We start from the raw sequence: 21,297 nt of genomic DNA on the forward strand, positions 1-21,297 counted from the left end.
CCGTGCGGTGTGTCCGGGGTGCCTTCGGAGCGGGGGAAGAACTCGTACCAGGCGCCGTACAGGGCCCGTTCCCGCTCGACGAGCAGCGGCAGCGTGTCCGAGGCGGTGACCAGTTCCCGCAGCGGAAACCGGGCCAGCACCGCGTCCACCTCCGGCGTCAACGCCGCGGCCAACCGGGTCGCGACCGGCAGCGAGTCGTCGCGCAGGACCTCCACCGCGGCCAGCAGCGCGGCCCGCCCCGGCCCCCGCGGAACTCCGGCCGCCGCCCGTTCGTGCAGTTCGGCGCCCTCCTCCAGGACCAGCCCGGTGTCGATGCCGGCCGGAACCTTGATGCGGGCCGTGCGCCGCCAGGTGGACAGCGGATCGCTCCACGCCTCGACGCGGTAGGTCCAGTGGCCCGCGATGTCCGGGGTGACCTCGGCTCCCCAGCGGTCGGTGCCCGGGGCCAGTTCCCGCATCGGCGTCCACGGCCCGTGCCGGCCCTCGGGGTCGGTCAGGACGACATTGGCGGCGACCGCGTCGTGCCCCTCGCGGAACACGGTCGCGGTGACCTCGAACGTCTCGCCGACGACCGCCTTCGCGGGCCGCCTGCCCCGGTCCACGGCAGGCCTGACGTCCCGGACGGGAATGCGGCCGATGGCCGGGAGCGAACTCATGTGCACCACCTCCGCGTTCTCGACTGGGCCGGGCTCGTGGCCGGGCCGGGGAAACGACAGGTGCCGGAAGGTGTCTACCGTCCGGCGGGAGACCGCCGGCCCGATGCCGGCGGACCCCGTCTGACGAACGGCCGCCGACGGGGCCGCTCGCTCTCCTCCCGGAGGTAGGCGACGAGGGTGGACCGCAGATAGCGTTCCGCGGCGTCCGCGGCCTCACGTGCGCATCGCTTCCCCATCAGCACGCACAGGGTGTAGCCCGAGTCCTCGAAGGTGGACCGGATCCGGCAGTCGGCGGGGGACGCGAGCATCCTGCGTTCCCACGCCCGGTACCGCCGCAGTTGCCGGGCCACTTCGGCTTTGGCCGGTAGCAGCATGAGCCGTTCACCTTCCCGGGCTCGATGGCGCGTCTCCCGACCGTCGGGCGGCCGCGCGGGTACGCGCGGATCCGTTACGGGCATCGAGGTCTTCACACATGGTGCACGCTTGATGACTCAACGTCTTGTTGGATCTTCAACCGCCCGGTCGAACGCTCGTGTTGCACGAATGGCGTAGCCCGCCCACTCTTGAGGTGACTCAGAAGCGATCAGTGCTCACGCTTCGTGTCCGGGGCCCGGCCCCGCAGGGGACGAGGCGGAGCGAGAGCTTCGCCGGTGAGGAGCCAACGACGATGAACACCGCAGTGCCCTGCTACTACCACCTCGACGTCGAGGTCAGCCCGGAACGCGTCGGACAGGTCAGGCGCATCCTGGCCGCCCACCTCCGTCACTGGGACCTTCAGAACCTGGTCGAGCCCGTCTGCCGAGGCACCGAACTGCTGCTGAGAGCCATAGACGAGCACGCCACCGACAAGAACACGTCGATCGAGATGTGGTGGAACGGCCAGCACCTCATCACCGCCATCAGCGAGAACGACTGCGACCTGCGTCCGGACCAGGACCTGCGCGACTGCCTCGAGCGCATCGCCGCGATGAGCGACGGCTGGGGCTGCTGCGCCACCGACACGGGCAGCAAGGTCATCTGGTTCTCGCAGCGCGCCCGCGCCGGCGAACGCGTCCCGCTGGTGCCCACCGCGCCCGCGCCCGACCTGCGCGAGGGGCTCCAGGTGCCGCGGGAGGTCCGAGTCGCGGCTCTGGCCGGACCCGCCCCGGCCGGAACGGCCGGCACACCGGACGGCGTCCTGGAGGACGCGCGGTGACCGCGCGACCCCGCCGGAAAGGGGTGCCCGCCTGGAGCGGGCACCCCTACCCGTTGGGCGCCTCCCACGACGGCGAGGGCACCAACTTCGCGTTGTTCAGCGAGGTCGCCGAACGCGTCGACCTGGTCCTCGTCGACGACGACGGCACCCACCGGGAGGTCCCGGTGGCCGAGGTCGACGGATTCGTGTGGCACTGCTACCTGCCCGGGATCGGACCGGGGCAGCGCTACGGCTACCGGGTGCACGGCCCCTGGCAGCCGTCGTTCGGTCACCGCTGCAATCCGGCCAAACTCCTGCTCGACCCGTACGCCCAGGCGGTGGACGGCCAGGTGGACAACCACGCCTCCCTCTTCGAGCGCGCCGGCGGCCCGTCCCGGTCCGACAGCGCCGGGCACACCATGCTCGGCGTGGTCACCGACCAGGCCTTCGACTGGGGCGGCGACCAGCCCCTCCGGCGGCCGTACGCCGACAGCGTGATCTACGAGGCCCACGTCCGCGGGATCACCGCCACCCATCCCGACGTCCCGCCCGACCTCCGCGGCACCTACGCCGGTCTGGCCCACCCGGCGGTGATCGAGCACCTGACCTCGCTCGGCGTGACCGCCGTCGAACTGATGCCGGTCCACCAGTTCGTGCAGGACGGCGTCCTCACGGACCGCGGCCTGTCCAACTACTGGGGCTACAACACGATCGGCTTCTTCGCGCCGCACAACGCCTACGCCGCCCACGGCACCCGCGGCCGGCAGGTCACCGAGTTCAAGTCGATGGTGAAGGCGCTGCACGAGGCCGGCCTCGAAGTGATCCTGGACGTCGTCTACAACCACACCGCGGAGGGCAACGAGAAGGGCCCCACGCTGTCCTTCCGAGGCATCGACAACGCCTCGTACTACCGCCTGGTGGACGGCGACTGGGCGCACTACTACGACACCACCGGCACCGGCAACAGCCTGCTCATGCGGCACCCCTACGTCCTTCAGCTGATCATGGACTCGCTGCGGTACTGGATCACCGAGATGCACGTGGACGGCTTCCGCTTCGACCTCGCGGCCACGCTGGCCCGGCAGTTCCACGAGGTGGACCGGCTGTCGGCGTTCTTCGACCTGATCCAGCAGGACCCGGTGATCAGCCGCGTCAAGCTGATCGCCGAACCCTGGGACGTGGGGGAGGGCGGCTACCAGGTGGGCAACTTCCCGCCGCTGTGGTCGGAGTGGAACGGCAAGTACCGGGACGCCGTACGGGACTTCTGGCGAGGCGAGGAACACACGCTCGCCGAGTTCGCGTCCCGGCTGACCGGGTCCTCCGACCTGTACCAGCACACCGGGCGCCGACCTCGTGCCAGCGTCAACTTCGTCACCGCGCACGACGGGTTCACCCTGCGCGACCTGGTCTCGTACAACGACAAGCACAACGAGGCCAACGGCGAGGACAACCGGGACGGCGAGAGCACCAACCGGTCCTGGAACTGCGGGATCGAGGGCGAGAGTGACGACCCGGCGGTGCTGGACCTGCGGGCCCGGCAGACACGCAACTTCATCGCCACGCTGCTGCTCTCGCAGGGCATCCCGATGCTCAGCCACGGCGACGAAATGGGACGTACCCAACGCGGCAACAACAACGCCTACTGCCAGGACAACGACGTCTCCTGGATCGACTGGCGGCTCACCGACGAGCAGCGCGACCTCGTCGACTTCACCCGGCACGTCATCGGGCTGCGCGCCGCCCATCCCGTGCTGCGCAGGCGCCGCTTCTTCCGCGGGGAGACGGTGACCCACGCGGACCAGCCGCTGCCGGACCTGGTGTGGCTGCTGCCGGACGCGCGCGAGATGAGCGACGAGGACTGGCAGCGCTCCGACGCCCACTCGGTCGGGGTCTTCCTCAACGGCGACGCCATCGCCGAACCCGACCCGCGCGGGCGGCCCGTCGTCGACGACTCGCTCCTGCTGCTGCTCAACGGATACTGGGAGCCGGTGGAGTTCCGGCTGCCGGACGTCACCTACGGCGAACGCTGGACCACGCTGATCGACACCGCCGAGCCGCAGGGCACCGACGAGCGGGAGCACAAGGCGGGCACGGCGGTGACCGTCGAGGCACGCAGCCTGGTCCTGCTGTCGAGGCCGTCATCCGCCTCCGGGTGAGGTCAGTGTTCGCGGCGCGAGGTCACCGTGAACTGCGCCCCGTCCGGGTCGCGCAGTACGGCCTCGTCGCTGCCTTTCGACAGCACGCTGCCGCCGTTCATCTCCGCGGCCCGCGTGCAGGCCGACACGTCCGCGACCGCGAAGTGGACCTGCCAGTGCGGCCGGATCGTCGGGTCGGGAGCCGAACCCAGGGCACCCGACTCGATCCGGGCCACGATGTCGCCACGGCTGCGCAGCACGACCTCGCCGCCCTCGTAGTGGACCTCGCAGCAGCCGGGACGCTCCGACGCCCAGTCCAGGACCTCCCCGTAGAAGATGGCCGAGTCGAAGGCGTCCCGGGTGTGGAGCCTGATGAAGGCCGGCTGGGCCTCGCGCCAGCTCTCCCAGTCGGCGAACAGCTCGCCCTCCCAGACGCCGAACGTGGCCCCGTCCCGGTCGGCCAGCAGAGCCGCCCGCCCGGGAGGGAAGGACAGCGGCCCGACCGCGGCGGTACCGCCGCGTTCCTGCGCCCGTGACGCGGCCTCGTCGGCGCTGGCCACCGCGAAGTACGGCGTCCACGCGACCGCCATCTGCCACATGGAGGCCACCGCGGCGATCCCGGCCACCGGGGTGCCGTCGGCCAAGGCCATACGGAAACGGTCGCCGAGTTTCGCCCGTTGCCACTGCCAGCCCAGCACGGCCGTGTAGAACCCCACCGTCGCCTCCACGTCGCGGCTGGTCAGGCTCACCCAGCAGGGTGCGCCGAACACCGAGTGGGTGGACGTGACGTCCTTCGTCGCGTGGTGGGGGCTCACGTGGTGCTTCATGACAGTCGTGTCCTGCTCTCCTCGGCCGGGGGGCCACGGTCTCGTCCCAGTGTCCGACCGGAACCGCTCGGGGCGCCTGCCGAGTACCCCGGTGGCACCACCGAAACGATGGCCCGTATGCGCCCTGCCGGGTGGCGTGTGCCACAGCGACTGATCAGGATGGAGCCGTGTCCCGCGTACCGCACGAGCCCGCCGACGACTCGGACCGCATCTTCGCGCTGCAGGAAGAGGTCGACCAGCTCAAGGAAGCCGTCGCCTCGCACGCCGTCGTGGACCAGGCGATCGGCATGGTCGTCGCCCTCGGCCGAGTGGCGCCCGACCAGGGGTGGGAGGTACTGAAGAACGTCTCCCAGCACACCAACATCAAGCTCCGCGATGTCGCGGAGCTGATCCTTCTGTGGGGAAGGGCCGGAGAGATGCCCCCACAGATCCGCGCGGAGCTCGAAGACGCCCTCGACCGGTACGGCCCCACACAGATCCCCGGAGCGCCGCCACACGAGTGACGGCCGCGGCCGCGCGGCTCAGCCGGCGTCGGCGAGGACTTCCTCACGCAGCCGGTCGAAACAGCCGCTGAGCAGTCGGGACACATGCATCTGCGAGATGCCGAGCTGCTCGGCGATGGTGCTCTGGGTCATGCCCCGGAAGAACCGCAGATACAGAATGGTGCGCTCGCGCTCCGGCAGCGCCTCCAGGCAGGGCCGGACAGCCACCCGGTCGACGACGGTCTCGAAGGCCGGATCCGGACCGCCGATCGCGTCACCCAGCGCGTACCCGTCGGTGCCCGGCATCTCGGCCTCCAGCGACAGCGCGGAGAAGCACTCCAGCGCCTCCATGCCGGTACGGGCCTCGTCCTCCGTCATGTGCGCGTGAGCGGCGATCTCCGGCACGGTCGGAGCCCGGCCCGGAGTCGTCTGCGACAGTTCCTTCGCGGCCCGGCGCACGCGATTGCGCAGGTCCTGGACGCGTCGCGGTACGTGCAGCGTCCACATGTGGTCGCGGAAGTGCCGCTTGATCTCGCCGGTGATGGTCGGCACGGCGTAGGCCTCGAAGGCGCAGCCCCGCTCGGGGTCGTAGTGGTCGACGGCCTTGACCAGTCCGAGGGCCGCCACCTGGTAGAGGTCCTCCAGGGACTCTCCGCGGCCCCGGAAGCGGACCGCGATGCGCTCCGCCATGGGCAGCCAGAGCTCGACCACCTCGTCCCGCAGCGTCTTGCGCTGCGGGCCGTCGGGCAGCGCGGCGAGCCGTTCGAAATCGGCGGCGGTGTCGGGGGCGTCGTCGTGCGGGTGGGGCTTCGTTCTGCCAGTGACAGGCATGCTGCCCGCCTCCCTCAGCAGGTGCTGGATGGACAGACACGTGGGGGCGCGGGCACTGAGCATGCGGAGTACGCGCGGGCCCGAGCGGGCCGACTTCCCACGGACGTGCCTCCTGTCCGAAGCACATAAGGCAATATTCCCGGCAGTAGCATCCCAAAACAACCCCAAAGCCACCGGGCGGCACGTGACCGCCCCACGCCAGGCTCTTGACCACCTTTTGGGATTCATTACCTCTGCTACAGAGGTAACCTCCGTCGAGTGGAACCCGATCCCTTCCCGGAGGAGCTGGCCGACGCGCTCGTCGGAGTCCAGCGGCTGATCCGACGCCGACTGCGCCCCCAGATGGCCGCCCCACCGCTGCGCGGAGCCGAGGTGGAGCTGTTGCGCCTCGTGGTGGCGCGGCCCGGCATCGGCATCTCGGACGCCGCCAAGGACCTGTACCTCGCGAGCAACTCAGTGTCCACGCTGGTCAACCGGCTCGCCCGGGAGGGCTATCTGACCCGCGAGACGGACCCGGCCGACCGGCGGGCGGCGCGACTGCTGCCGACTCCCGCGGCCGAGTACCGACTCGGGGAGTGGCGCAGACGGCGCGCCGCACTCGTGCGAGGCCAGGTGTCCCGCCTCGACGAGGCGGACCAGCAGGCACTGCGCGCGGCGCTCCCGGCCCTGCGCAAGCTGGCCGACAACCTGCACGAGGAGGCCGAGGAGTCATGACTGAGGACACCCGACCCGCCGTCACCTGCGAGAACCTCGTCTACTCCTTCGGTGAGACGACCGCGGTGGACGGACTCGATCTGACCGTGACCCAGGGTGAGGTGTTCGGGCTGCTCGGCCCCAACGGCGCCGGGAAGACCACCGCCATCCGCTGCATCACCACCCTCCTGCCGGTGCCCGCGGGGCAGGTCCGCGTCTTCGGTCGCGACACCGCCGAGGACGCCATGGCCGTACGCCGCCTGCTGGGCTATGTGCCGCAGCAGCTCTCGGCCGACGCGAGCCTCACCGGCCGGGAGAACATCGCCCTGTTCGCCCGCGTCTTCGACCTGCCCCGCCGGGAACGCGCCGAACGCGTCGGCCAGGCCCTGACCGCCGTCGGCCTCACCGACGCCGCCGACCGGCTCGCCGGCACCTACTCGGGCGGCATGGTCCGCCGCCTCGAACTCGCCCAGGCCCTGGTCAGCGCGCCCCGTCTGCTGATCCTCGACGAACCCACCATCGGGCTCGACCCGATCGCCCGCACCGGTGTGTGGGAGCACATCAACGCCGTCCGCGCGGCCACCGGCATGACGGTCCTGGTGACGACCCACTACATGGACGAGGCCGACCAGTACTGCGACCGGGTCGCACTGATGCACCACGGCCGCGTCCGGGCGCTCGGCACCCCGGCCGAGCTCAGGGAGGGCCTCGGCGAACGCCGGCGCGCGGCAGGCGCCCCGGCCACGGCTCCCCTGCCCACGCTGGAGGACGTCTTCCGCGACGTCGCGGGCAGCGGTCTCGACGACCAGTCAGGAGGTTTCCGCGATGTCCGAAGCACCCGCCGAACCGCGAACCGCGTCGGCTGACCGTGCCCGCGAGGACGGCATCGGCCTGCTGGTACAACCGCCCCGGCCCCGCGCGGGCTGGCGGCTGTTGCCCGCCCGGGTCGTCGCCATGTGCGCCGTCGAACTGCAGAAACTGCGCCACGACCGGACCGAGTTGTACACCCGCGCGGTCCAGCCGGCCCTGTGGCTGCTGATCTTCGGCCAGACCTTCACCCGGATCAAGGCGATCCCCACCCAGGGCATCCCCTACGTCGACTACCTCGCGCCCGGCATCATCGCCCAGTCCGCGATGTTCATCGCCATCTTCTACGGCATCCAGATCATCTGGGAACGGGACGCCGGCATCCTGAACAAGCTGCTGGTCACACCGACCCCACGGTCGGCGCTGATCACCGGCAAGGCGTTCGCGGCCGGGGTGAAGTCGCTGATCCAGGCCGTGGTCGTCATCGTCATCGCGGCGCTTCTCGGGGTAGCCCTGACCTGGAACCCGCTCAAGCTCCTCGGTGTCTCCGCGGCCGTGATCCTCGGGTCCGTCTTCTTCTCCTGCCTGTCGATGACCATCGCCGGCGTCGTCCTCAGCCGCGACCGGCTGATGGGAATCGGGCAGGCGATCACCATGCCGCTGTTCTTCGGCTCCAACGCCCTCTACCCGGTGTCCGTCATGCCGGGCTGGCTCCAGGCGGTCAGCAAGGCCAACCCGCTCAGCTATCAGGTCGACGCGCTGCGCGGCCTGCTCCTGGGGACGCCCGCGCATCCGGCGCTCGACTTCGCGGTGCTGCTCGTGGCCGCCACGCTCGGCATCACCGCGGCCTCCTCGCTGCTGGGCCGGCTGGCACGCTGAGCGGCGGCCGGAAAGTGATGTGCGGCACGCGCCGGGAACGGGTCGTCCGCCCGGTCGGCCTGTTCTTCCTGCGCACGGCTTGATCACCGATCAAGGGGACGAATTCGCTGGCCACAGCTCATTCTGCTCATTTGACACTGCGCTGAGCGCACAGATAGGAAGCAGCTCTCTGAGGTCGAAGAGGTGCACTGTGTACGAGCCGAACGTGGTCGGGGACTGGCAGGAGTACGACGAGCATGCCGGTCTGCGGGTCCGCGTCCATCAGCTGGAAGCGGCCGAGCCGCCGCGCGGACGGGACGACGCCGCCGAGGGGCTGGCGTACTTCCGGCTGCGCGTCACCGTGGAGAACCGGGGCCCCAGCCACCTCGGTATCCACCTGGAGGACGGTCAGATCGACGTGCGGATCGGCCCCGACGGCGAGAGCGCGTTCCTGGACTGGCGCAACTCCCAGTTCATCGAGGGCTACGACGTCTATCCGCTGCGCCGGGCCACCGCCGTGCTGTACGCCGCCGGACCGGAGGCGTCCCTGAGCCAGGTGGACATCCAGATCCAGCTGCGGGTCGACGAGGAGTGGGCGGACCGTCGGCTGTGGGCGGGCGGTATCGGACTGCAGGAGGGGGCCGTCGGCACCGGCACGGTCCGTGAGGGCCTCGCCTGCCAGGTGAGCAACTTCCTGCGGGACCAGGCCGAAGAGGGCACCGCCTGACGTGGGCCCGCCCCTCGGGGCGGGCCGCATCGGCGCCTGGGCTCAGTGCGGGATGCCGTCGATGATCTCGCGGGCGCCCTGCCGCAGCAGGGCCACGGCGACCGAGGTGCCGAGCGTCGCCGGGTCGAGCGGGCCCGCCCATTCGTGCGCGTTCAGCCGGGTCTTGCCGTCCGGGGTGAACACACAGGCGCGCAGGGACAGTTCACCACTGCGGGCCACGCGGGCGTACCCGGCGATCGGGCTGTTGCAGTGTCCCTGCAGGACGTGCAGGAACATGCGCTCCGCGGTGGCCTCCCGGAACGTGTCCGGGTCACCGAGCGAGCTGACCGCGTCGATGGTCGCGGTGTCGCCCTCGCGGCACTGGAGCGCGAGGATGCCCGCGCCGATCGGCGGCATCATCGTCTCGGGGGAGAGGATTTCGCTGATCACGTCCCGCCGGTCGATGCGCTCCAGGCCGGACACCGCGAGCAGCAGCGCGTCCGCCTCACCGGCCGCGAGCTTCTCCAGGCGCCGGTTGGCGTTGCCGCGGAACGGCACACAGTCCAGGTGCGGGTGGGTGGCGGCCAGTTGGGCGACCCGGCGCACCGAGGAGGTGCCGATCCGGGTACCGGCCGGAAGCTCGTCCAGGGTGAGCCCGTCCGGGTGGATGAGGGCGTCGCGGATGTCGTCCCGCTTCAGGAACGCGGCGAACGTGGTCCCCGCGGGCAGCGGCCGGTCGGCGGGCACGTCCTTGACGCAGTGCACCGCGAGATCGGCCCGGCCGGCCAGCAGCGCCGCGTCGACCTCCTTGGTGAAGGCGCCCTTGCCCTCGACCGCGGACAGATCGCCCATCCACTTGTCCCCGGTGGTCTTCACCGGTACGACCTCGGTGCGCGTGTCGGGATACAGGGCGGCCAACTCGGCGCGGACCCGCTCCACTTGGGCGAGCGCCATCGGCGAGTCGCGGGAGACGATACGGATCAGTTCGGGCACGGACATGCGGACACGATAGTCCCTTCGGACAGTGCGCCCGTGCAGTACCGCTCGACTTCCGGACGAGGAGGCGGATCCCGGCGCCGGCCGACCGTTTCAGGCCAGTGGTGTACTGAGTTCGACCGAACGCAGCGCGGCGGCCAGAGCTTGTTCGTCGCCGACGTCCAACGCCGTGTCGGTGAGTTTGATGACGTGCTCGTCGCCGTGCGCCAGGGCCAGCTCCAGGACCTCCTCGGCCGTCAGGCGTGCGGGAGGCGTGTAGGTGACCGGCTGCGCGGGCGCGTACATCGCGGTGACCGCGGCGGACGCCGTCCAGGCCGCGCGCAGGCTCGGCACCCACAGCTCCCGCGGCAGCGAACCCAGCGTGCGCAGCACGGCGTTGGGGGCCGTGGCCGCGTGCACCAGCATGGTCTCCTCGCCGTGGCCGTGGGTGGCGTAGCGATGGGTCGCGGCGCGGACGAGTTCGGTGAGCCGCTGCCTGGCCGTGTCCGGGTCGGTGACGTCGTCCGCCCAGACCGGCAGCCGGCGTACCGCTGCGAGCCGGGCCGGGAAGGCGCCCTCGGACGCCTCGATGGCGGGTGTCGCGTCGAGTGACCGCGCCGCGGAACGGGCGCCGGGCAGCGAGGTGATCCCGGACACAGGGTGGTGCCGGGCCGCCCAGTAGCCCAGTCCGTGCGCGAGTTCGGCGAGCCGGGGCGGGGTCGGTCCCGCTTCGAGGGCGCGTACGGCGTGGCCGACCCGGATGACCGGATGGGTGGCGCCGCCGTAGATCCCCGGCAGGAGGCGCGGCCACCACAGGGCGAGGACATCGCGCCACGGGTGGTCGGCGAGGGCCCGGGAGAAGTAGCCGATCCAGTCGGCGGCCCGGCGCGGATCGCCCAGCCCCGAGGGCCAGTTGTCGTCGGTGACGGGGGCAACCGGGGCGGGGAAGTCCTCCAGCTTGCCTCGGTAGAGGTCCAGCCAGCGGTGTACGGCGCCCGCCCGCCCGTGCGCGGCGAGTGCCTCGACGACCATGGGGGCGTGGTTGGTGAGCCGGCCCAGCCGCTCCGGTCCACAGGAGTGCAGGCGTTCCAGGGCTTCTTCGAGCTGTCCGCTCGTGTCACTGGTGTCCATGCACGGGACGCTATGCCCGGCCCGGAAGGAGCGGATCGGGCGCGGGACGGGACCCTTGTGGTGCGTGGGTCGTACGTCTCGCGCCCGATGTCCCTCCCCGGGGCGGGTGTTCGGTCAGGCGCCGGGGTCGAAGGCGATGCCGGACGGCTTCGCCGAGGTGAGGTGGCCCGCGAAGTTGGCGTCCTTGAGGCCGAAGTTGGCGCTGCCGAAGTCGTAGGCGCTCAACGTGTCGCGCAGGCCCGACGGGTAGCCGTTCCAGCCGACCAGCGGCGGGTACTGCCAGGTGCCCTTGTGGTTCTCCGGCGGCTCGTCGTTCGAGTTCGCCAGCCGGAAGCAGTGCGTGCTGATGCCGTCCTTGTGGTAGACGACCTTCGCGTGGGTGCCGTCGAAGCGGACCCCGGACGCCGCCGTGACGGTGAACGAGCCGTGGTTGGACGTCGAGACGTACCGCACCTGGTTGTCCTGCACCCAGATCACGACGTGCTCCCAGTCGTGCCGGTGCCCGCCGATGCTGCTGCCGGCCACGGCCTGGTCCTTCTCGAAGTACAGGCCGTACATGTAGGCGCACCAGCCGTTGTTGCACTTGTAGCGCGAGTAGCTGTTGGTGTTGTCGAGGTCCGAGGCGTCACGGCAACCGCCGTTGAGGGCGCCGGTCGGATTGAGACCGCCGTTGACGCTGCCGTCGGGACCGATCGCGGGTGTGGGGTAGCACCCGTCCGTGTCGTAGTCGAAGGCCGGCTGGAAGCTCTTCTCGGCCGTCTCGGCGTTGGCGGGGAGCGCCTGCGGCGGGGCGGCGAAGGCCACGGTGGGGAAGGCGACGACGAGGGCGGCGGCGCCGGCCAGGCCGGTGAGCCATCTCCTGCGGTGAGCCTTGAACGACGGTGACGACACTGCGTCCTCCTCTGGTCCGGGCGCAGCCCAACGGCTGTGGGGGGCAAGGGAGATCAGCTTCCCGGGTTTTCATGTCCGCGCCAAGAGTGCGCGGGCGTCTCTCCGGTGACAGTGGCCCCAACAGTTGGGTCCTGACGTCGTGTCGGGACGGGACGTCAGGGCAGGTCGTCCGGAAGGTCCGCCGCCGATTCCTCGGGGGCGAGGTCGGGCCGCAACCGCAGCCAGGACGGCTGGCGCAGCATTCCGGCCCGGGTCCGGGTGCTGTAGCGGACCTCGCCGACCAGGCGGGGCAGCACCCAGTGGGCGCCGGCGACCCGCGGAACGGGATCGAAGGGGCACACGTCGGTCTCGGCGGCCCTCAGCAGCGCGGCGAGCCGCTCCCGTTCGGTCTCGCTCCAGCCGGTGCCGACCCCGCCGACGTAACGCAGTCGCCCCCGGGTGCGCTGTCCGACCAGCACCGCGCCCGGCAGGCCGGTGAGCCGCCCCTGGCCGGGCAGCCAACCGCCCACGACCACGTCCTCGCTGCGCATGTTCCGGATCTTGATCCAGGCCCGGGAACGCACTCCGGGCTCGTACGCCGAGTCCAGCCGTTTGCAGACCAGGCCCTCCAGCCCGTTCTCGCGGGTGGCCCGCAGGGCCTGCTCGCCGTGACCGACCAGGGCGGCCGGGGTGGACCAGTGCGGCCCGCTCAGGTCCAGCCCCTCCAGGAGGGTGCGCCGCCGGGTGTAGGGGAGGGTGACGAGGGAGTGGCCACCCAGGTGCATCACGTCGAACAGGACGAGGTGGACGGGCACCTCCGCCGCGCGGCGCGCCGCCCTGCCGGGGGACTGCACCAGGCCCATGCGGGACTGCAGCAACTGGAAGTCGGCGCGCCCCTGTTCGTCCAGCGCCAGCACCTCTCCGTCCAGCACGGCGGGGGTGGGGCCGAGGGCGCGGCCCAGCGGAAGCAGTTCGGGGTAGGCGACGGTGACGACCTCCCCGGAGCGGGCGCGCAGGACCACGCCGCCGTCCCCGGCGAGGTAGGCCACCACCCGCTGGCCGTCCTGCTTCGTCTCGTAGGCCCACCGGGCGTCCTGCGCGGCGGGCGGCAGGACGCCGGTCGTGGCGAGCATGGGCGGGATCAGCGGGAGACTCACGGGTCAGTTCTCGACGCTCCTGCCCGTCGTCACGCGTGCCGTCCGCCGGGTTCGCCTGAACGGCGCCGTGCACGAGGCACCGGCCGGGGCGGAACCGGAGGTGCGGGCCGTCGCCCGTGGGCCGCCCCCGCCCCGAGCGTCGGTGTGCTCTCGGACGTTGCCGCCGGTCGGCCCGGGCGCCCGGCCGTCGGCCCGGCAGAGGCAGCGGCAGCGGCTGGGGAAGCCCGCGTGCGCCGACTGAGGCGTAAGCGGTACGCGGCCCTCAGCCCCGGCGGTCAGCGCCGCCCGCCGACGGCGCCGAGCGGAGCCTGCGTTGTGCTCACTTCGCCGTGGTGGTGCGAGCCGTCGACGCGCCGGCCCCCGGCGCCGGGGTCGGAGCGGGGGAGACCCGCTGCCGGGGAATGAACGCGGCGATCGCGAAGGCGAGCAGAGCGGCGCCGGCGCCGAGCGCCATGACCGTCCGGAAGCCGTCCTCGGAGGGCAGGGCGTAGCCGCCCAGGGTGGTGGTCATCTGCGAGAGGACGACACCCGCGATGGCGCTGGCCACCGACGTACCGATGGACCGCATCAGGGTGTTGAGGCTGTTGGCGGCGGCCGTCTCGCTCGCGGGCACGGCGCCCATGATCAGGGCGGGCATCGAGCCGTACGTGAAGCCGATGCCGGCGCCGATCACACAGGAGACCAGCACCAGGTGCCAGACCTCGGACATCAGTACGATGTTCAGGCCGTACCCGCAGGCCACGATCACCGCACCGATCATCAGCGTCACCTTCGGCCCCTTGGCCTTGGACACGGCGGCGGAGACGGGCGCGGTCGCCATCATCACCAGGCCTGAGGGAGCCATCACCAGACCGGCCGTCAGCAGCGACCTGCCCAGTCCGTAACCCGTCTGCTCGGGCAGCTGGAGCAGCTGCGGCAGCACCAGGGACATCGCGAACATGGAGAATCCGATCGCCACCGAGGCCAGGTTGGTGACCAGTACCTGACGACGGGCGGTGGTGCGCAGGTCGACCAGCGGCTGCGTGGTGCGCAGTTCGAACGCGCCCCACGCCAGCAGCACCAGCACGGCCGCGGCGAACAGTCCGAGCGTGGTGCCGCTGGTCCAGCCCCAGTCGGCGCCCTTGGAGATCGCCAGCAACAGGCACACCAGGCCGGTCGCCATGCCGAGCGCGCCGACCACGTCGAAGCGGCCACCGGTGCGTACCCGCGACTCCGGCACCAGGGCCACGACCAGAACGAGGGCGATCACGCCCATGGCGGCGGAGGCCCAGAACAGGACGTGCCAGTCGAAGTTGTCGGCGATCAGGGCGGCCGTGGGCAGACCGAGGGCGCCGCCGACACCGAGGGAGGCGCTCATCAGCGCGGTCGATCCGGCCAGCCGCTCGGCGGGCAGCTCGTCCCGCATGATGCTGATGCCCAGCGGGATCACCCCCGAGGCGAGCCCCTGCAACGCCCGGCCCACGACCATCGGCACCAGGGACTCGCTGAGCGCGCACGCCACCGAGCCGATCACCAGCATCAGGACGCTGATCATCAGCATCCGGCGCTTGCCGAACATGTCACCGAGGCGGCCCACCACCGGAGTGGCCACGGCCGCCGCCAGCAGGGTCGCGGTGACCGCCCAGGCGGTGTCGGACGCCGGCGCGTCGAGCAGCCGGGGAAGCTCCGGCACGATCGGGATCACCAGGGTCTGCATCAACGCGACGACGATCCCGGCGAAGGCCAGCACCGCCACGACGGCGTTGGGTCTCGGCGCGGCGGTGCCCCCGGACTCGGCGGGTGGGGCAAGGGCGTCGGACATACGGAGCCTCCGTGGGCGTCAGGTGGAGAGGCAGCCGGATTTAAGGCAGCTGCTTGACTTACCATACTGGCTCCGTTTCCTTACGTAGGCTTCAGGGACGTGAGGCGTCGCTCGGCGGCGGACCCGTGGCGGCTCCAGGGGCTGGCCGGCGCGGGGTTTCCCGAGCCCCGGTGCGGTGGTGATCATGGCGGGCGGGACGGTACGAGCCGAACAGGTCAGCGCGACGCGGGAGCTGATCCTGACGGCCGCGGAGCGGCTGTTCGCCGAACGCGGCGTGTACACGGTGTCCAACCGTCAGGTCAGCGAGGCCGCGGGCCAGGGCAACAACGCGGCGGTCGGCTACCACTTCGGCACCAAGACCGACCTGGTCCGGGCCATCATCCGCAAGCACGCCGCACCGATCGAGGAGATCCGCGCCCGGCTGCTGGCCGCCACCGGCGACTCCACCGATGTGCGCGACTGGGTGGACTGCCTCGTCCGCCCGGTGCCCGAGCACCTCGCGGCGCTGGGCTCTCCCACCTGGTACGCGCGGTTCTGCGCCCAGGTCATGACCGACCCGGCGCTGCGGCGGACCATGTCGGAGGAGTCGCTGGCGTCCCCGGCCCTGCGGCAGATCGTGGAGGGGCTGCGGCGCTGCCTGCCCGAGCTGCCCGACGACGTGCGCGCCGAGCGCGGCGACATGGCCCGCCACCTCATCGTGCACGTCTGCGCCGAGCGGGAGCGCGCGCTCGCCGAGCACACGCCCACGCCACGCTCCACCTGGCACGAAGCCGCCACCGGTCTGGTGGACGCGGCCGTCGGCATGTGGCTGGCGCCCGTAACCCCGGGCAGAATTAATTGAGTTAGGCAAGCAGCGGGGTAGGGTGGGGCGAATGTACGGCGTCATCCGCGAGAAACCGGCGCCGGTCCGCGGGGCCGGAGAGCACCTGCTGCTCGTCGTCGACGAGCCGGACACGGCCGAACTGCTCTCCACCACCCTCCACTTGGCGGGGTATCACATCACCGTGGTCCGCAGTGGGACCGAGGCGCTGGCGCGGCTCGCCGAGCGCCGGTTCGACCTCCTGGTCGTCGACGCGGCGCTTCCGGACCTGGAGAGCATCGGCCGCGACCGGCCCACCGTCGTCGACCGCCCGCCGGTGCTCCTGCTGACCGTGTACGAGTCCCTCGACCGGCTGGTCCCGGTACTCGGCCCGGGGGAGCGGGACTACGTCACCAAGCCCTTCCGGTTGGCCGAGGTCCTCGCCCGGGTGCAGGTCCTGCTGCGCGGACCTGGTCCCCGCGGGCCGCGCGGCGACGAGCTGGGCTACCGGGACCTGGTCCTGGACGACACCCGCTGCGAGGCGCGCCGCGGCCCCCGGCGGCTGGACCTCACACCGGCCGAGTACCGGCTGCTGCGTCACTTCTTGGTCAACACGCACCGGGTGCTGTCCAAGGAGCAGATCGGCCGCTACGTCTGGGGCGACTTCCCCGGCGACAACGCCATCGAGCAACTCGTCTCCCGGCTGCGACGCAAGGTGGACCGGGACGCCCCGCAGCTGATCCACACCCGCCGGGGCTTCGGATACTGGCTGGGGGACGCCGACGCCGAGTTCTGAGGCGTCGTCGCGGAGCACCGTGTGTCCTGAATGCGGCTGTGATCCGGGCCACGTCAGCTTTCTGTCAGGAAACTGACGGGTGGGCGTCAGTCCGCTCTGTTTGCCTGTGCTCATCGAGGCCTCACCCAACTCACCCCGGCGTTCCGCTCCCGGAGCCCCCACACCGAGGAGAACCATGGCCGACACCCTCACCGGCAGCGCCCCCGACGCGGCCACGCCGGTGCCCGAGTTCCCGATGGCCAGGGCGGCGGGCTGTCCCTTCGACCCGCCCCCGGCCCTCCGGGCCCAGCAGGACGAGGGCCGCCTCGTCAAGGTCCGCCTCTGGGACGGCAGCACGCCCTGGCTGGCGACCCGCTACGAGGACCAGCGCACCCTGCTCCTCGATCCCAGGGTCAGCGCCGACATCACCACCCCCGGCTATCCGCTCCAGGCACCGAGCAACGGCAAGAACAACATCAGCTTCATCCTCATGGACGACCCCGAGCACGCCCGCCTGCGCCGCATGGTGACCGCGCCGTTCGCGGTGAAGCGGATCGAGGCGCTGCGGCCCGGTGTGCAGAAGATCGTGGACGACCTGATCGACGACATGCTCGCCACCGGCGGCCCCCTCGACCTGGTGCAGGCGTTCGCCCTGCCGGTGCCCTCGCTGGTCATCTGCCAACTCCTCGGAGTGCCGTACGCCGACCACGACTTCTTCCAGGACAACAGCAGGACCCTCATCACCCGGGACGCGGCCATAGAGGACCGCATGGCCGCCCACGGAAGGCTGATCGGCTACCTCGACGAGCTGATGGGCCGGAAGATGACCGCCCCCGGCGACGACCTGCTCTCCGGGCTCGTGACGCGGGTCGAGGCGGGCGAGCTGACGCGGCAGGACGCCGCCCAGATGGGCGTACTGCTGCTGCTGGCCGGCCATGAGACGACCGCCAACATGATCGCGCTCGGCACGCTCGCCCTGCTCGAGCATCCGGACCAGCTCGCGCTGCTGCGGGACAGCGACGCCCCCAAGCTGGTCGCTTCGGCGGTGGAGGAACTGCTGCGCTACCTCAACATCGTGCACGGCGGACGACGCCGGGCGGCCCTGGCGGACATCGAGATCGCCGGGCAGGTGATCCGGGCCGGCGAGGGCGTGATCCTGCCCAACGACATCGCCAACCGTGATCCCGAGGCCTTCGCCGACCCCGACCGGCTGGACATCACCCGCGACGCCCGTCGGCACGTCGCCTTCGGTTTCGGCGTCCACCAGTGCCTGGGCCAGCCGCTGGCCCGGATGGAACTCCAGGTCGTCTACAGCACCCTCTACCGCCGGATCCCGACCCTCCGGCTCGCCGCCGAGGTGGACAGCCTGCCGTTCAAGCACGACGGATCGGTCTACGGAGTCTACGAACTGCCCGTCACCTGGTGACCCCCGCACCGACGGTCAACCCCCCACACAGAGCGAACGAGGTACCGAACATGCGCGTGGAACTGGACGAGCCGAAATGTGTCGCGTCGGGACAGTGCGTGATGGCCGCCCCCGAGGTCTTCGACCAGCGGGACGAGGACGGCATCGCCTTCGTGCTGGACGACAAGCCCCCGGCCGACCTGCTCGACGACGTGCGCGAGGCCGTGGCGATCTGCCCGGCCGCCGCCATCCGGCTGGTGGAGCGGTGAGGCGGATCGTCGTCGTGGGTGCCTCGGCTGCCGGGCTCGCCGCGGCCGAGACGCTGCGCCGCGAGGGCTACGACGGCACGCTCACCCTCGTCGGTGACGAGCCGCTGCCCCCGTACGACCGGCCGCCGCTGTCCAAGCAACTCCTGGCCGCGGAGTGGGAGGCGGAGCGGCTGGCGCTGCGCAGCCCCGCCGACCTGAGGGCGCTCGACCTCGACCTGCGGCTCGGGGTGGCGGCGACCGGCCTCGAACCCGCCGAGCGGATCGTCCGGTTGGCCGACGGCGGCGACGTGCCGTACGACGGACTCGTGGTGGCGACCGGGGTCCGGCCACGCCGGCTGCCCGGCGAGGGCGCCCATGTGCTGCGCACCCTCGACGACGCCCTCACGCTGCGGGACCGGCTCGCGCCCGGGCGGCGCCTGGTCGTGGTGGGCGCCGGTTTCCTGGGAGCGGAGGCCGCCACCGTCGCCCGGGGGCTCGGCGCCCACGTCACCCTCCTCGAACCCGCGCCCGTGCCGCTGGCCCACGCCGTCGGCACGGCGGTCGGGGAGGTGCTGACCCGGACCCATCTGGAGCGGGGAGTGGACCTGCGCTGCGGGGTCACCGTCACCGAGGTGACCGAGGACGGGGTGCGGCTCGCGGACGGGGAGGTCGTCGACGCGGACGAAGTGCTGGTCGCCGTCGGCTCCTGGCCGAACACCGAGTGGCTGGAGGGCAGCGGCCTCGCCCTGGGCGACGGGGTGGTCTGCGACCAGTACTGCGAGGCCGCGAAGAACGTCTACGCGGCCGGGGACGTCGCCCGTTGGTACAACCCGCTGTTCGGCACGTCGATGCGGATCGAGCACCGCACCAACGCCGCCGAACAGGGCATGGCCGCCGCCCGCAACCTGCTCCGCCCCGAGGCGCGCAAGCCGTTCGCGCCGGTGCCGTACTTCTGGTCCGACCAGTACGGGATGAAGATCCAGGCGTACGGCTTCCTGCGGGGCCACGACGAGGTCACGGTGGTGGACGGCGACCTGGGCGAGCGCCGGTTCGTCGCCCTGTACCGCACCGGCGACCGGGTCAGCGGCGCCCTGGCGGTCGGCATGCCGCCCAAGGCGCTCCGGACCTGGCGGCAGGTCATCGCGGCGGGCGCGCTGTGGGACGACACCGTCCGGGTCGAGGTCCCGGCGGCCGAGGCCTGACCTCCCTGAACGCGGATCACCAGATTACTTGAGTTACGCAACAAGATGGTAACCTGGCTCGCATGTCCCCACAGCCGCTCCCCGATACCCCCGCCTCCCCGGAAGTCACCGAGATCGAGCGGGCGCTCACCCGCATCACGTACCTGAGCACGCGCGCCCGGCAGCACGAGCGGCTCATGGCCCTGGCCGGGGTGCCGCTCGACCGTGCCGCCGTGGCGCTGCTGCGCCAGGTCGCCGACTCCGAGGCGCTGCGGCCGGGGGAACTGGCGAACCGGCTGGGCGTGGAGGCCTCCCACGTGACCCGCACCGTGCAGCAACTGCAGAGGTCCGGGTACGTCACCCGCGTCCCCGACCCCGACGACCGCCGCGCCCAGCGCATCCAGCTCACCGACACGGGCCGGCAGGCCATCGCCCGGATCCGGGACGCGGGCGCCCGCGGCATGCAACTCGCCCTCGCCGACTGGTCGCCCGAGGAACTGCGCCGTCTCGCCACGCTCTTCCACCGCATGGTCGACGACTTCCTGTCCTACTCCGTCGACGAGGACACCGAACCGGCGGCCGCGGCGCCCACCCAGACCGCCTGACCGTACGGCCTGATCACCCCGACGCCGCACGAGGTCGGCGGCGAGGCGGCCGGTCGGCCGATACCGCCTCCCCGGCAGGCGCGGGTTCCCGCAGGCCGCACAGCACAAGCCGCCCCAGCGCGGGCAGGACCACCAGCGGCACGAGCGCGGCCCGCAGCGACGTGGCATCGGCCACCGCCCCCAGAACCGGCGCGGCCAGACCTCCGATGCTCACGGTCAGCCCCAGCGTCACACCGCTCGCGGTGCCCACCCGCCTGGGCAGGAAGTCCTGCCCGAGCGTGACCTGCAGGGAGAACGGCACATACAGGCCCGCCGAGGCGAGGGCGACGAACGGATACACCGTCGCGCCCGGGGCCAGCACCACCCCCGCGACGGCGAGCACGGTCAGCGCGTACGACCACCGCACCACCGCCAACCGGCCGTACCGGTCGGCGAGTCGGCCACCGGCCACTGTGCCCGTCGCGCCCCCGGCGTAGAGCACGCACAGCGCGACCGTCCCGGCCAGGTTTCCGTCGCCGGTGCGCTCACGGACGTACAGCGGGACGAACGCGCTCAGGCCGACGAAGACGATCGACCGGCAGACGACCGCGCCGGACAGCCGCAGGAACGACGGCCAGTCGTCGGTGCCGGTGCCCCCCGCGGCAGCGGCGACCAGGCCGCGGGCCCTGGTGGTGCGGACCGCGGCCGCGCACAGCACCGCTCCCAGCACGGCGGGGACGACCAGCAGGGGAGAGGCGCGCAGACCGCCGACGGCGACCACGCCGGCGACCAGCAGTGGGGCCAGAGCGAAACCGACGTTGCCACCGAGAGCGAACCAGCCCATCGCCGTGTTGCCGCCTCCCGCGGCGACGCGGGCCGCGCGGGCCGCCTCCGGATGGTGGGCGGCGACCCCGATGCCGGACAGGGCGACCGCGGCCAGGGTGAGCGTGTAGGAGCCGCCGATCCCGCTCGCGGCCACTCCGATGCCGGCGGTCAGCGCGCTCAGCGGCAGCAGCCACGGCATCGCCCACCGGTCCGTGAGCGCCCCGAACAGAGGCTGCACCACCGACGACAGCAGCGACGCGGCCAGGACGATGCCGGAGGCGGCGGCATAGGTGTAGGCACGCTCGGCGACGAAGAACGGGACGAGAGCGGCGACGGCCCCCTGATAGACGTCCACGCAGGCATGGCCCAGGGACATC

The 21,297-nt window shown here is 71.8% G+C and carries 23 protein-coding genes; 13 read left to right on the forward strand and 10 right to left on the reverse strand.

The genetic code is table 11. The annotated features are described in order from the left end of the window. The coding region (locus tag ABZ027_RS37905; RefSeq protein ID WP_356776641.1) for a maltotransferase domain-containing protein at positions 1 to 656 on the reverse strand (656 nt) is incomplete at its 3' end. A gap of 74 nt (positions 657 to 730) precedes the next feature. Then, entirely contained in the window at positions 731 to 1,030 is a 300-nt protein-coding gene (locus tag ABZ027_RS37910) for a DUF5133 domain-containing protein (RefSeq protein ID WP_356776643.1), read from the reverse strand. 293 nt (positions 1,031 to 1,323) lie between these two features. Between ABZ027_RS37910 and ABZ027_RS37915 the strand changes: the two genes are divergently transcribed. Next, on the forward strand, positions 1,324 to 1,851 hold the full coding sequence (locus ABZ027_RS37915; protein ID WP_356776645.1) for a pep a2: 528 nt from the start codon (positions 1,324 to 1,326) through the stop codon (positions 1,849 to 1,851). Continuing rightward, positions 1,848 to 3,986, forward strand: coding sequence for a glycogen debranching protein GlgX (gene glgX / locus ABZ027_RS37920; RefSeq protein ID WP_356776647.1), 2,139 nt, complete (start codon positions 1,848 to 1,850; stop codon positions 3,984 to 3,986). Before ABZ027_RS37915 ends, glgX begins: the two co-directional genes overlap by 4 nt. 2 nt (positions 3,987 to 3,988) lie before the next feature. Here glgX and ABZ027_RS37925 read toward each other — a convergent pair whose 3' ends face one another. Continuing rightward, positions 3,989 to 4,792 carry a VOC family protein gene (locus tag ABZ027_RS37925; RefSeq protein ID WP_356776649.1) on the reverse strand — a complete coding sequence of 268 codons (804 nt, stop codon included), beginning with the start codon at positions 4,790 to 4,792 and terminating at the stop codon, positions 3,989 to 3,991. Positions 4,793 to 4,959: 167 nt separating this feature from the next. Here ABZ027_RS37925 and ABZ027_RS37930 point away from each other — a divergent pair, with 167 nt between their 5' ends. Beyond that, positions 4,960 to 5,295: an ANTAR domain-containing protein gene (locus tag ABZ027_RS37930; RefSeq protein ID WP_356776651.1), complete on the forward strand. Its 336-nt coding sequence runs from the start codon at positions 4,960 to 4,962 to the stop codon at positions 5,293 to 5,295. An 18-nt stretch (positions 5,296 to 5,313) separates the two neighbouring features. On the opposite strand, the gene ABZ027_RS37935 is transcribed toward ABZ027_RS37930, so the two are convergent. Next, positions 5,314 to 6,105 carry an RNA polymerase sigma factor SigF gene (locus ABZ027_RS37935; RefSeq protein ID WP_356776653.1) on the reverse strand — a complete coding sequence of 264 codons (792 nt, stop codon included), beginning with the start codon at positions 6,103 to 6,105 and terminating at the stop codon, positions 5,314 to 5,316. A 258-nt stretch (positions 6,106 to 6,363) separates the two neighbouring features. On the opposite strand from ABZ027_RS37935, the gene ABZ027_RS37940 reads away from it, so the two are divergent. From ABZ027_RS37940 to ABZ027_RS37955, 4 genes are all read left to right on the forward strand, one after another. Beyond that, the gene (locus tag ABZ027_RS37940) at positions 6,364 to 6,819 is read left to right on the forward strand and encodes a MarR family winged helix-turn-helix transcriptional regulator (protein WP_356776655.1); all 456 of its coding nucleotides are present in this window, start codon (positions 6,364 to 6,366) and stop codon (positions 6,817 to 6,819) included. Then, positions 6,816 to 7,664, forward strand: coding sequence for an ATP-binding cassette domain-containing protein (locus ABZ027_RS37945; protein ID WP_356776657.1), 849 nt, complete (start codon positions 6,816 to 6,818; stop codon positions 7,662 to 7,664). The genes ABZ027_RS37940 and ABZ027_RS37945 overlap by 4 nt, the downstream gene beginning before the upstream one ends. Further along, a complete protein-coding gene (locus tag ABZ027_RS37950) occupies positions 7,624 to 8,484 on the forward strand; it encodes an ABC transporter permease (RefSeq protein ID WP_356776659.1) in 861 nt (286 codons plus the stop codon). The genes ABZ027_RS37945 and ABZ027_RS37950 overlap by 41 nt, the downstream gene beginning before the upstream one ends. A 190-nt stretch (positions 8,485 to 8,674) precedes the next feature. Next, positions 8,675 to 9,190, forward strand: coding sequence for a hypothetical protein (locus ABZ027_RS37955; RefSeq protein ID WP_356776661.1), 516 nt, complete (start codon positions 8,675 to 8,677; stop codon positions 9,188 to 9,190). 42 nt (positions 9,191 to 9,232) lie between these two features. Here the strand turns inward: ABZ027_RS37955 and hemC are convergent, their stop codons facing one another. The 5 genes from hemC to ABZ027_RS37980 form a co-directional block, all read right to left on the reverse strand. Next, the gene (gene hemC / locus ABZ027_RS37960) at positions 9,233 to 10,168 is read right to left on the reverse strand and encodes a hydroxymethylbilane synthase (protein WP_356776663.1); all 936 of its coding nucleotides are present in this window, start codon (positions 10,166 to 10,168) and stop codon (positions 9,233 to 9,235) included. 90 nt (positions 10,169 to 10,258) lie between these two features. After that, the gene (locus ABZ027_RS37965; protein ID WP_356776665.1) at positions 10,259 to 11,275 is read right to left on the reverse strand and encodes a questin oxidase family protein; all 1,017 of its coding nucleotides are present in this window, start codon (positions 11,273 to 11,275) and stop codon (positions 10,259 to 10,261) included. A 114-nt stretch (positions 11,276 to 11,389) separates the two neighbouring features. Beyond that, entirely contained in the window at positions 11,390 to 12,166 is a 777-nt protein-coding gene (locus ABZ027_RS37970) for an NPP1 family protein (RefSeq protein ID WP_356776667.1), read from the reverse strand. 155 nt (positions 12,167 to 12,321) lie between these two features. Continuing rightward, the gene (locus ABZ027_RS37975; protein ID WP_356776669.1) at positions 12,322 to 13,302 is read right to left on the reverse strand and encodes an ATP-dependent DNA ligase; all 981 of its coding nucleotides are present in this window, start codon (positions 13,300 to 13,302) and stop codon (positions 12,322 to 12,324) included. 319 nt (positions 13,303 to 13,621) lie between these two features. Further along, entirely contained in the window at positions 13,622 to 15,103 is a 1,482-nt protein-coding gene (locus tag ABZ027_RS37980) for an MFS transporter (protein WP_356776671.1), read from the reverse strand. Between the two features lie 184 nt (positions 15,104 to 15,287). Between ABZ027_RS37980 and ABZ027_RS37985 the strand changes: the two genes are divergently transcribed. The 6 genes from ABZ027_RS37985 (at position 15,288) to ABZ027_RS38010 (ending at position 20,116) form a co-directional block, all read left to right on the forward strand. Beyond that, the gene (locus ABZ027_RS37985; RefSeq protein ID WP_356776673.1) at positions 15,288 to 15,944 is read left to right on the forward strand and encodes a TetR/AcrR family transcriptional regulator; all 657 of its coding nucleotides are present in this window, start codon (positions 15,288 to 15,290) and stop codon (positions 15,942 to 15,944) included. Positions 15,945 to 15,975: 31 nt separating this feature from the next. After that, entirely contained in the window at positions 15,976 to 16,698 is a 723-nt protein-coding gene (locus ABZ027_RS37990) for a response regulator transcription factor (protein WP_356776675.1), read from the forward strand. A 175-nt stretch (positions 16,699 to 16,873) separates the two neighbouring features. After that, a complete protein-coding gene (locus tag ABZ027_RS37995) occupies positions 16,874 to 18,103 on the forward strand; it encodes a cytochrome P450 (RefSeq protein WP_356776677.1) in 1,230 nt (409 codons plus the stop codon). A 50-nt stretch (positions 18,104 to 18,153) separates the two neighbouring features. Continuing rightward, a complete protein-coding gene (locus ABZ027_RS38000; protein WP_356776679.1) occupies positions 18,154 to 18,351 on the forward strand; it encodes a ferredoxin in 198 nt (65 codons plus the stop codon). Then, positions 18,348 to 19,532: an FAD-dependent oxidoreductase gene (locus ABZ027_RS38005; RefSeq protein WP_356776681.1), complete on the forward strand. Its 1,185-nt coding sequence runs from the start codon at positions 18,348 to 18,350 to the stop codon at positions 19,530 to 19,532. The genes ABZ027_RS38000 and ABZ027_RS38005 overlap by 4 nt, the downstream gene beginning before the upstream one ends. A gap of 62 nt (positions 19,533 to 19,594) precedes the next feature. Then, positions 19,595 to 20,116 (forward strand): MarR family transcriptional regulator, encoded by a 522-nt coding sequence (locus tag ABZ027_RS38010; RefSeq protein ID WP_356776683.1) that lies wholly within the window; start codon positions 19,595 to 19,597, stop codon positions 20,114 to 20,116. A gap of 13 nt (positions 20,117 to 20,129) precedes the next feature. Here the strand turns inward: ABZ027_RS38010 and ABZ027_RS38015 are convergent, their stop codons facing one another. After that, positions 20,130 to 21,296: an MFS transporter gene (locus ABZ027_RS38015; RefSeq protein ID WP_356776728.1), complete on the reverse strand. Its 1,167-nt coding sequence runs from the start codon at positions 21,294 to 21,296 to the stop codon at positions 20,130 to 20,132. Position 21,297: the final 1 nt, after the last annotated feature.

Source organism: Streptomyces sp. NPDC006332 (assembly GCF_040612855.1).
Classification (GTDB): Bacteria; Actinomycetota; Actinomycetes; order Streptomycetales; family Streptomycetaceae; genus Streptomyces.

Coding starts and splice junctions, on each gene's coding strand:
- ABZ027_RS37910 (WP_356776643.1), bottom strand. CDS start 1,030: ATGCTGCTACCGGCCAAAGCCGAAGTGGCCCGGCAACTGCGGCGGTAC.
- ABZ027_RS37915 (WP_356776645.1), top strand. CDS start 1,324: ATGAACACCGCAGTGCCCTGCTACTACCACCTCGACGTCGAGGTCAGC.
- ABZ027_RS37925 (WP_356776649.1), bottom strand. CDS start 4,792: ATGAAGCACCACGTGAGCCCCCACCACGCGACGAAGGACGTCACGTCC.
- ABZ027_RS37935 (WP_356776653.1), bottom strand. CDS start 6,105: ATGCCTGTCACTGGCAGAACGAAGCCCCACCCGCACGACGACGCCCCC.
- ABZ027_RS37945 (WP_356776657.1), top strand. CDS start 6,816: ATGACTGAGGACACCCGACCCGCCGTCACCTGCGAGAACCTCGTCTAC.
- ABZ027_RS37950 (WP_356776659.1), top strand. CDS start 7,624: ATGTCCGAAGCACCCGCCGAACCGCGAACCGCGTCGGCTGACCGTGCC.
- hemC (WP_356776663.1), bottom strand. CDS start 10,168: ATGTCCGTGCCCGAACTGATCCGTATCGTCTCCCGCGACTCGCCGATG.
- ABZ027_RS37965 (WP_356776665.1), bottom strand. CDS start 11,275: ATGGACACCAGTGACACGAGCGGACAGCTCGAAGAAGCCCTGGAACGC.
- ABZ027_RS37980 (WP_356776671.1), bottom strand. CDS start 15,103: ATGTCCGACGCCCTTGCCCCACCCGCCGAGTCCGGGGGCACCGCCGCG.
- ABZ027_RS37985 (WP_356776673.1), top strand. CDS start 15,288: ATGGCGGGCGGGACGGTACGAGCCGAACAGGTCAGCGCGACGCGGGAG.
- ABZ027_RS37990 (WP_356776675.1), top strand. CDS start 15,976: ATGTACGGCGTCATCCGCGAGAAACCGGCGCCGGTCCGCGGGGCCGGA.
- ABZ027_RS37995 (WP_356776677.1), top strand. CDS start 16,874: ATGGCCGACACCCTCACCGGCAGCGCCCCCGACGCGGCCACGCCGGTG.
- ABZ027_RS38000 (WP_356776679.1), top strand. CDS start 18,154: ATGCGCGTGGAACTGGACGAGCCGAAATGTGTCGCGTCGGGACAGTGC.
- ABZ027_RS38010 (WP_356776683.1), top strand. CDS start 19,595: ATGTCCCCACAGCCGCTCCCCGATACCCCCGCCTCCCCGGAAGTCACC.
- ABZ027_RS38015 (WP_356776728.1), bottom strand. CDS start 21,296: ATGTCCCTGGGCCATGCCTGCGTGGACGTCTATCAGGGGGCCGTCGCC.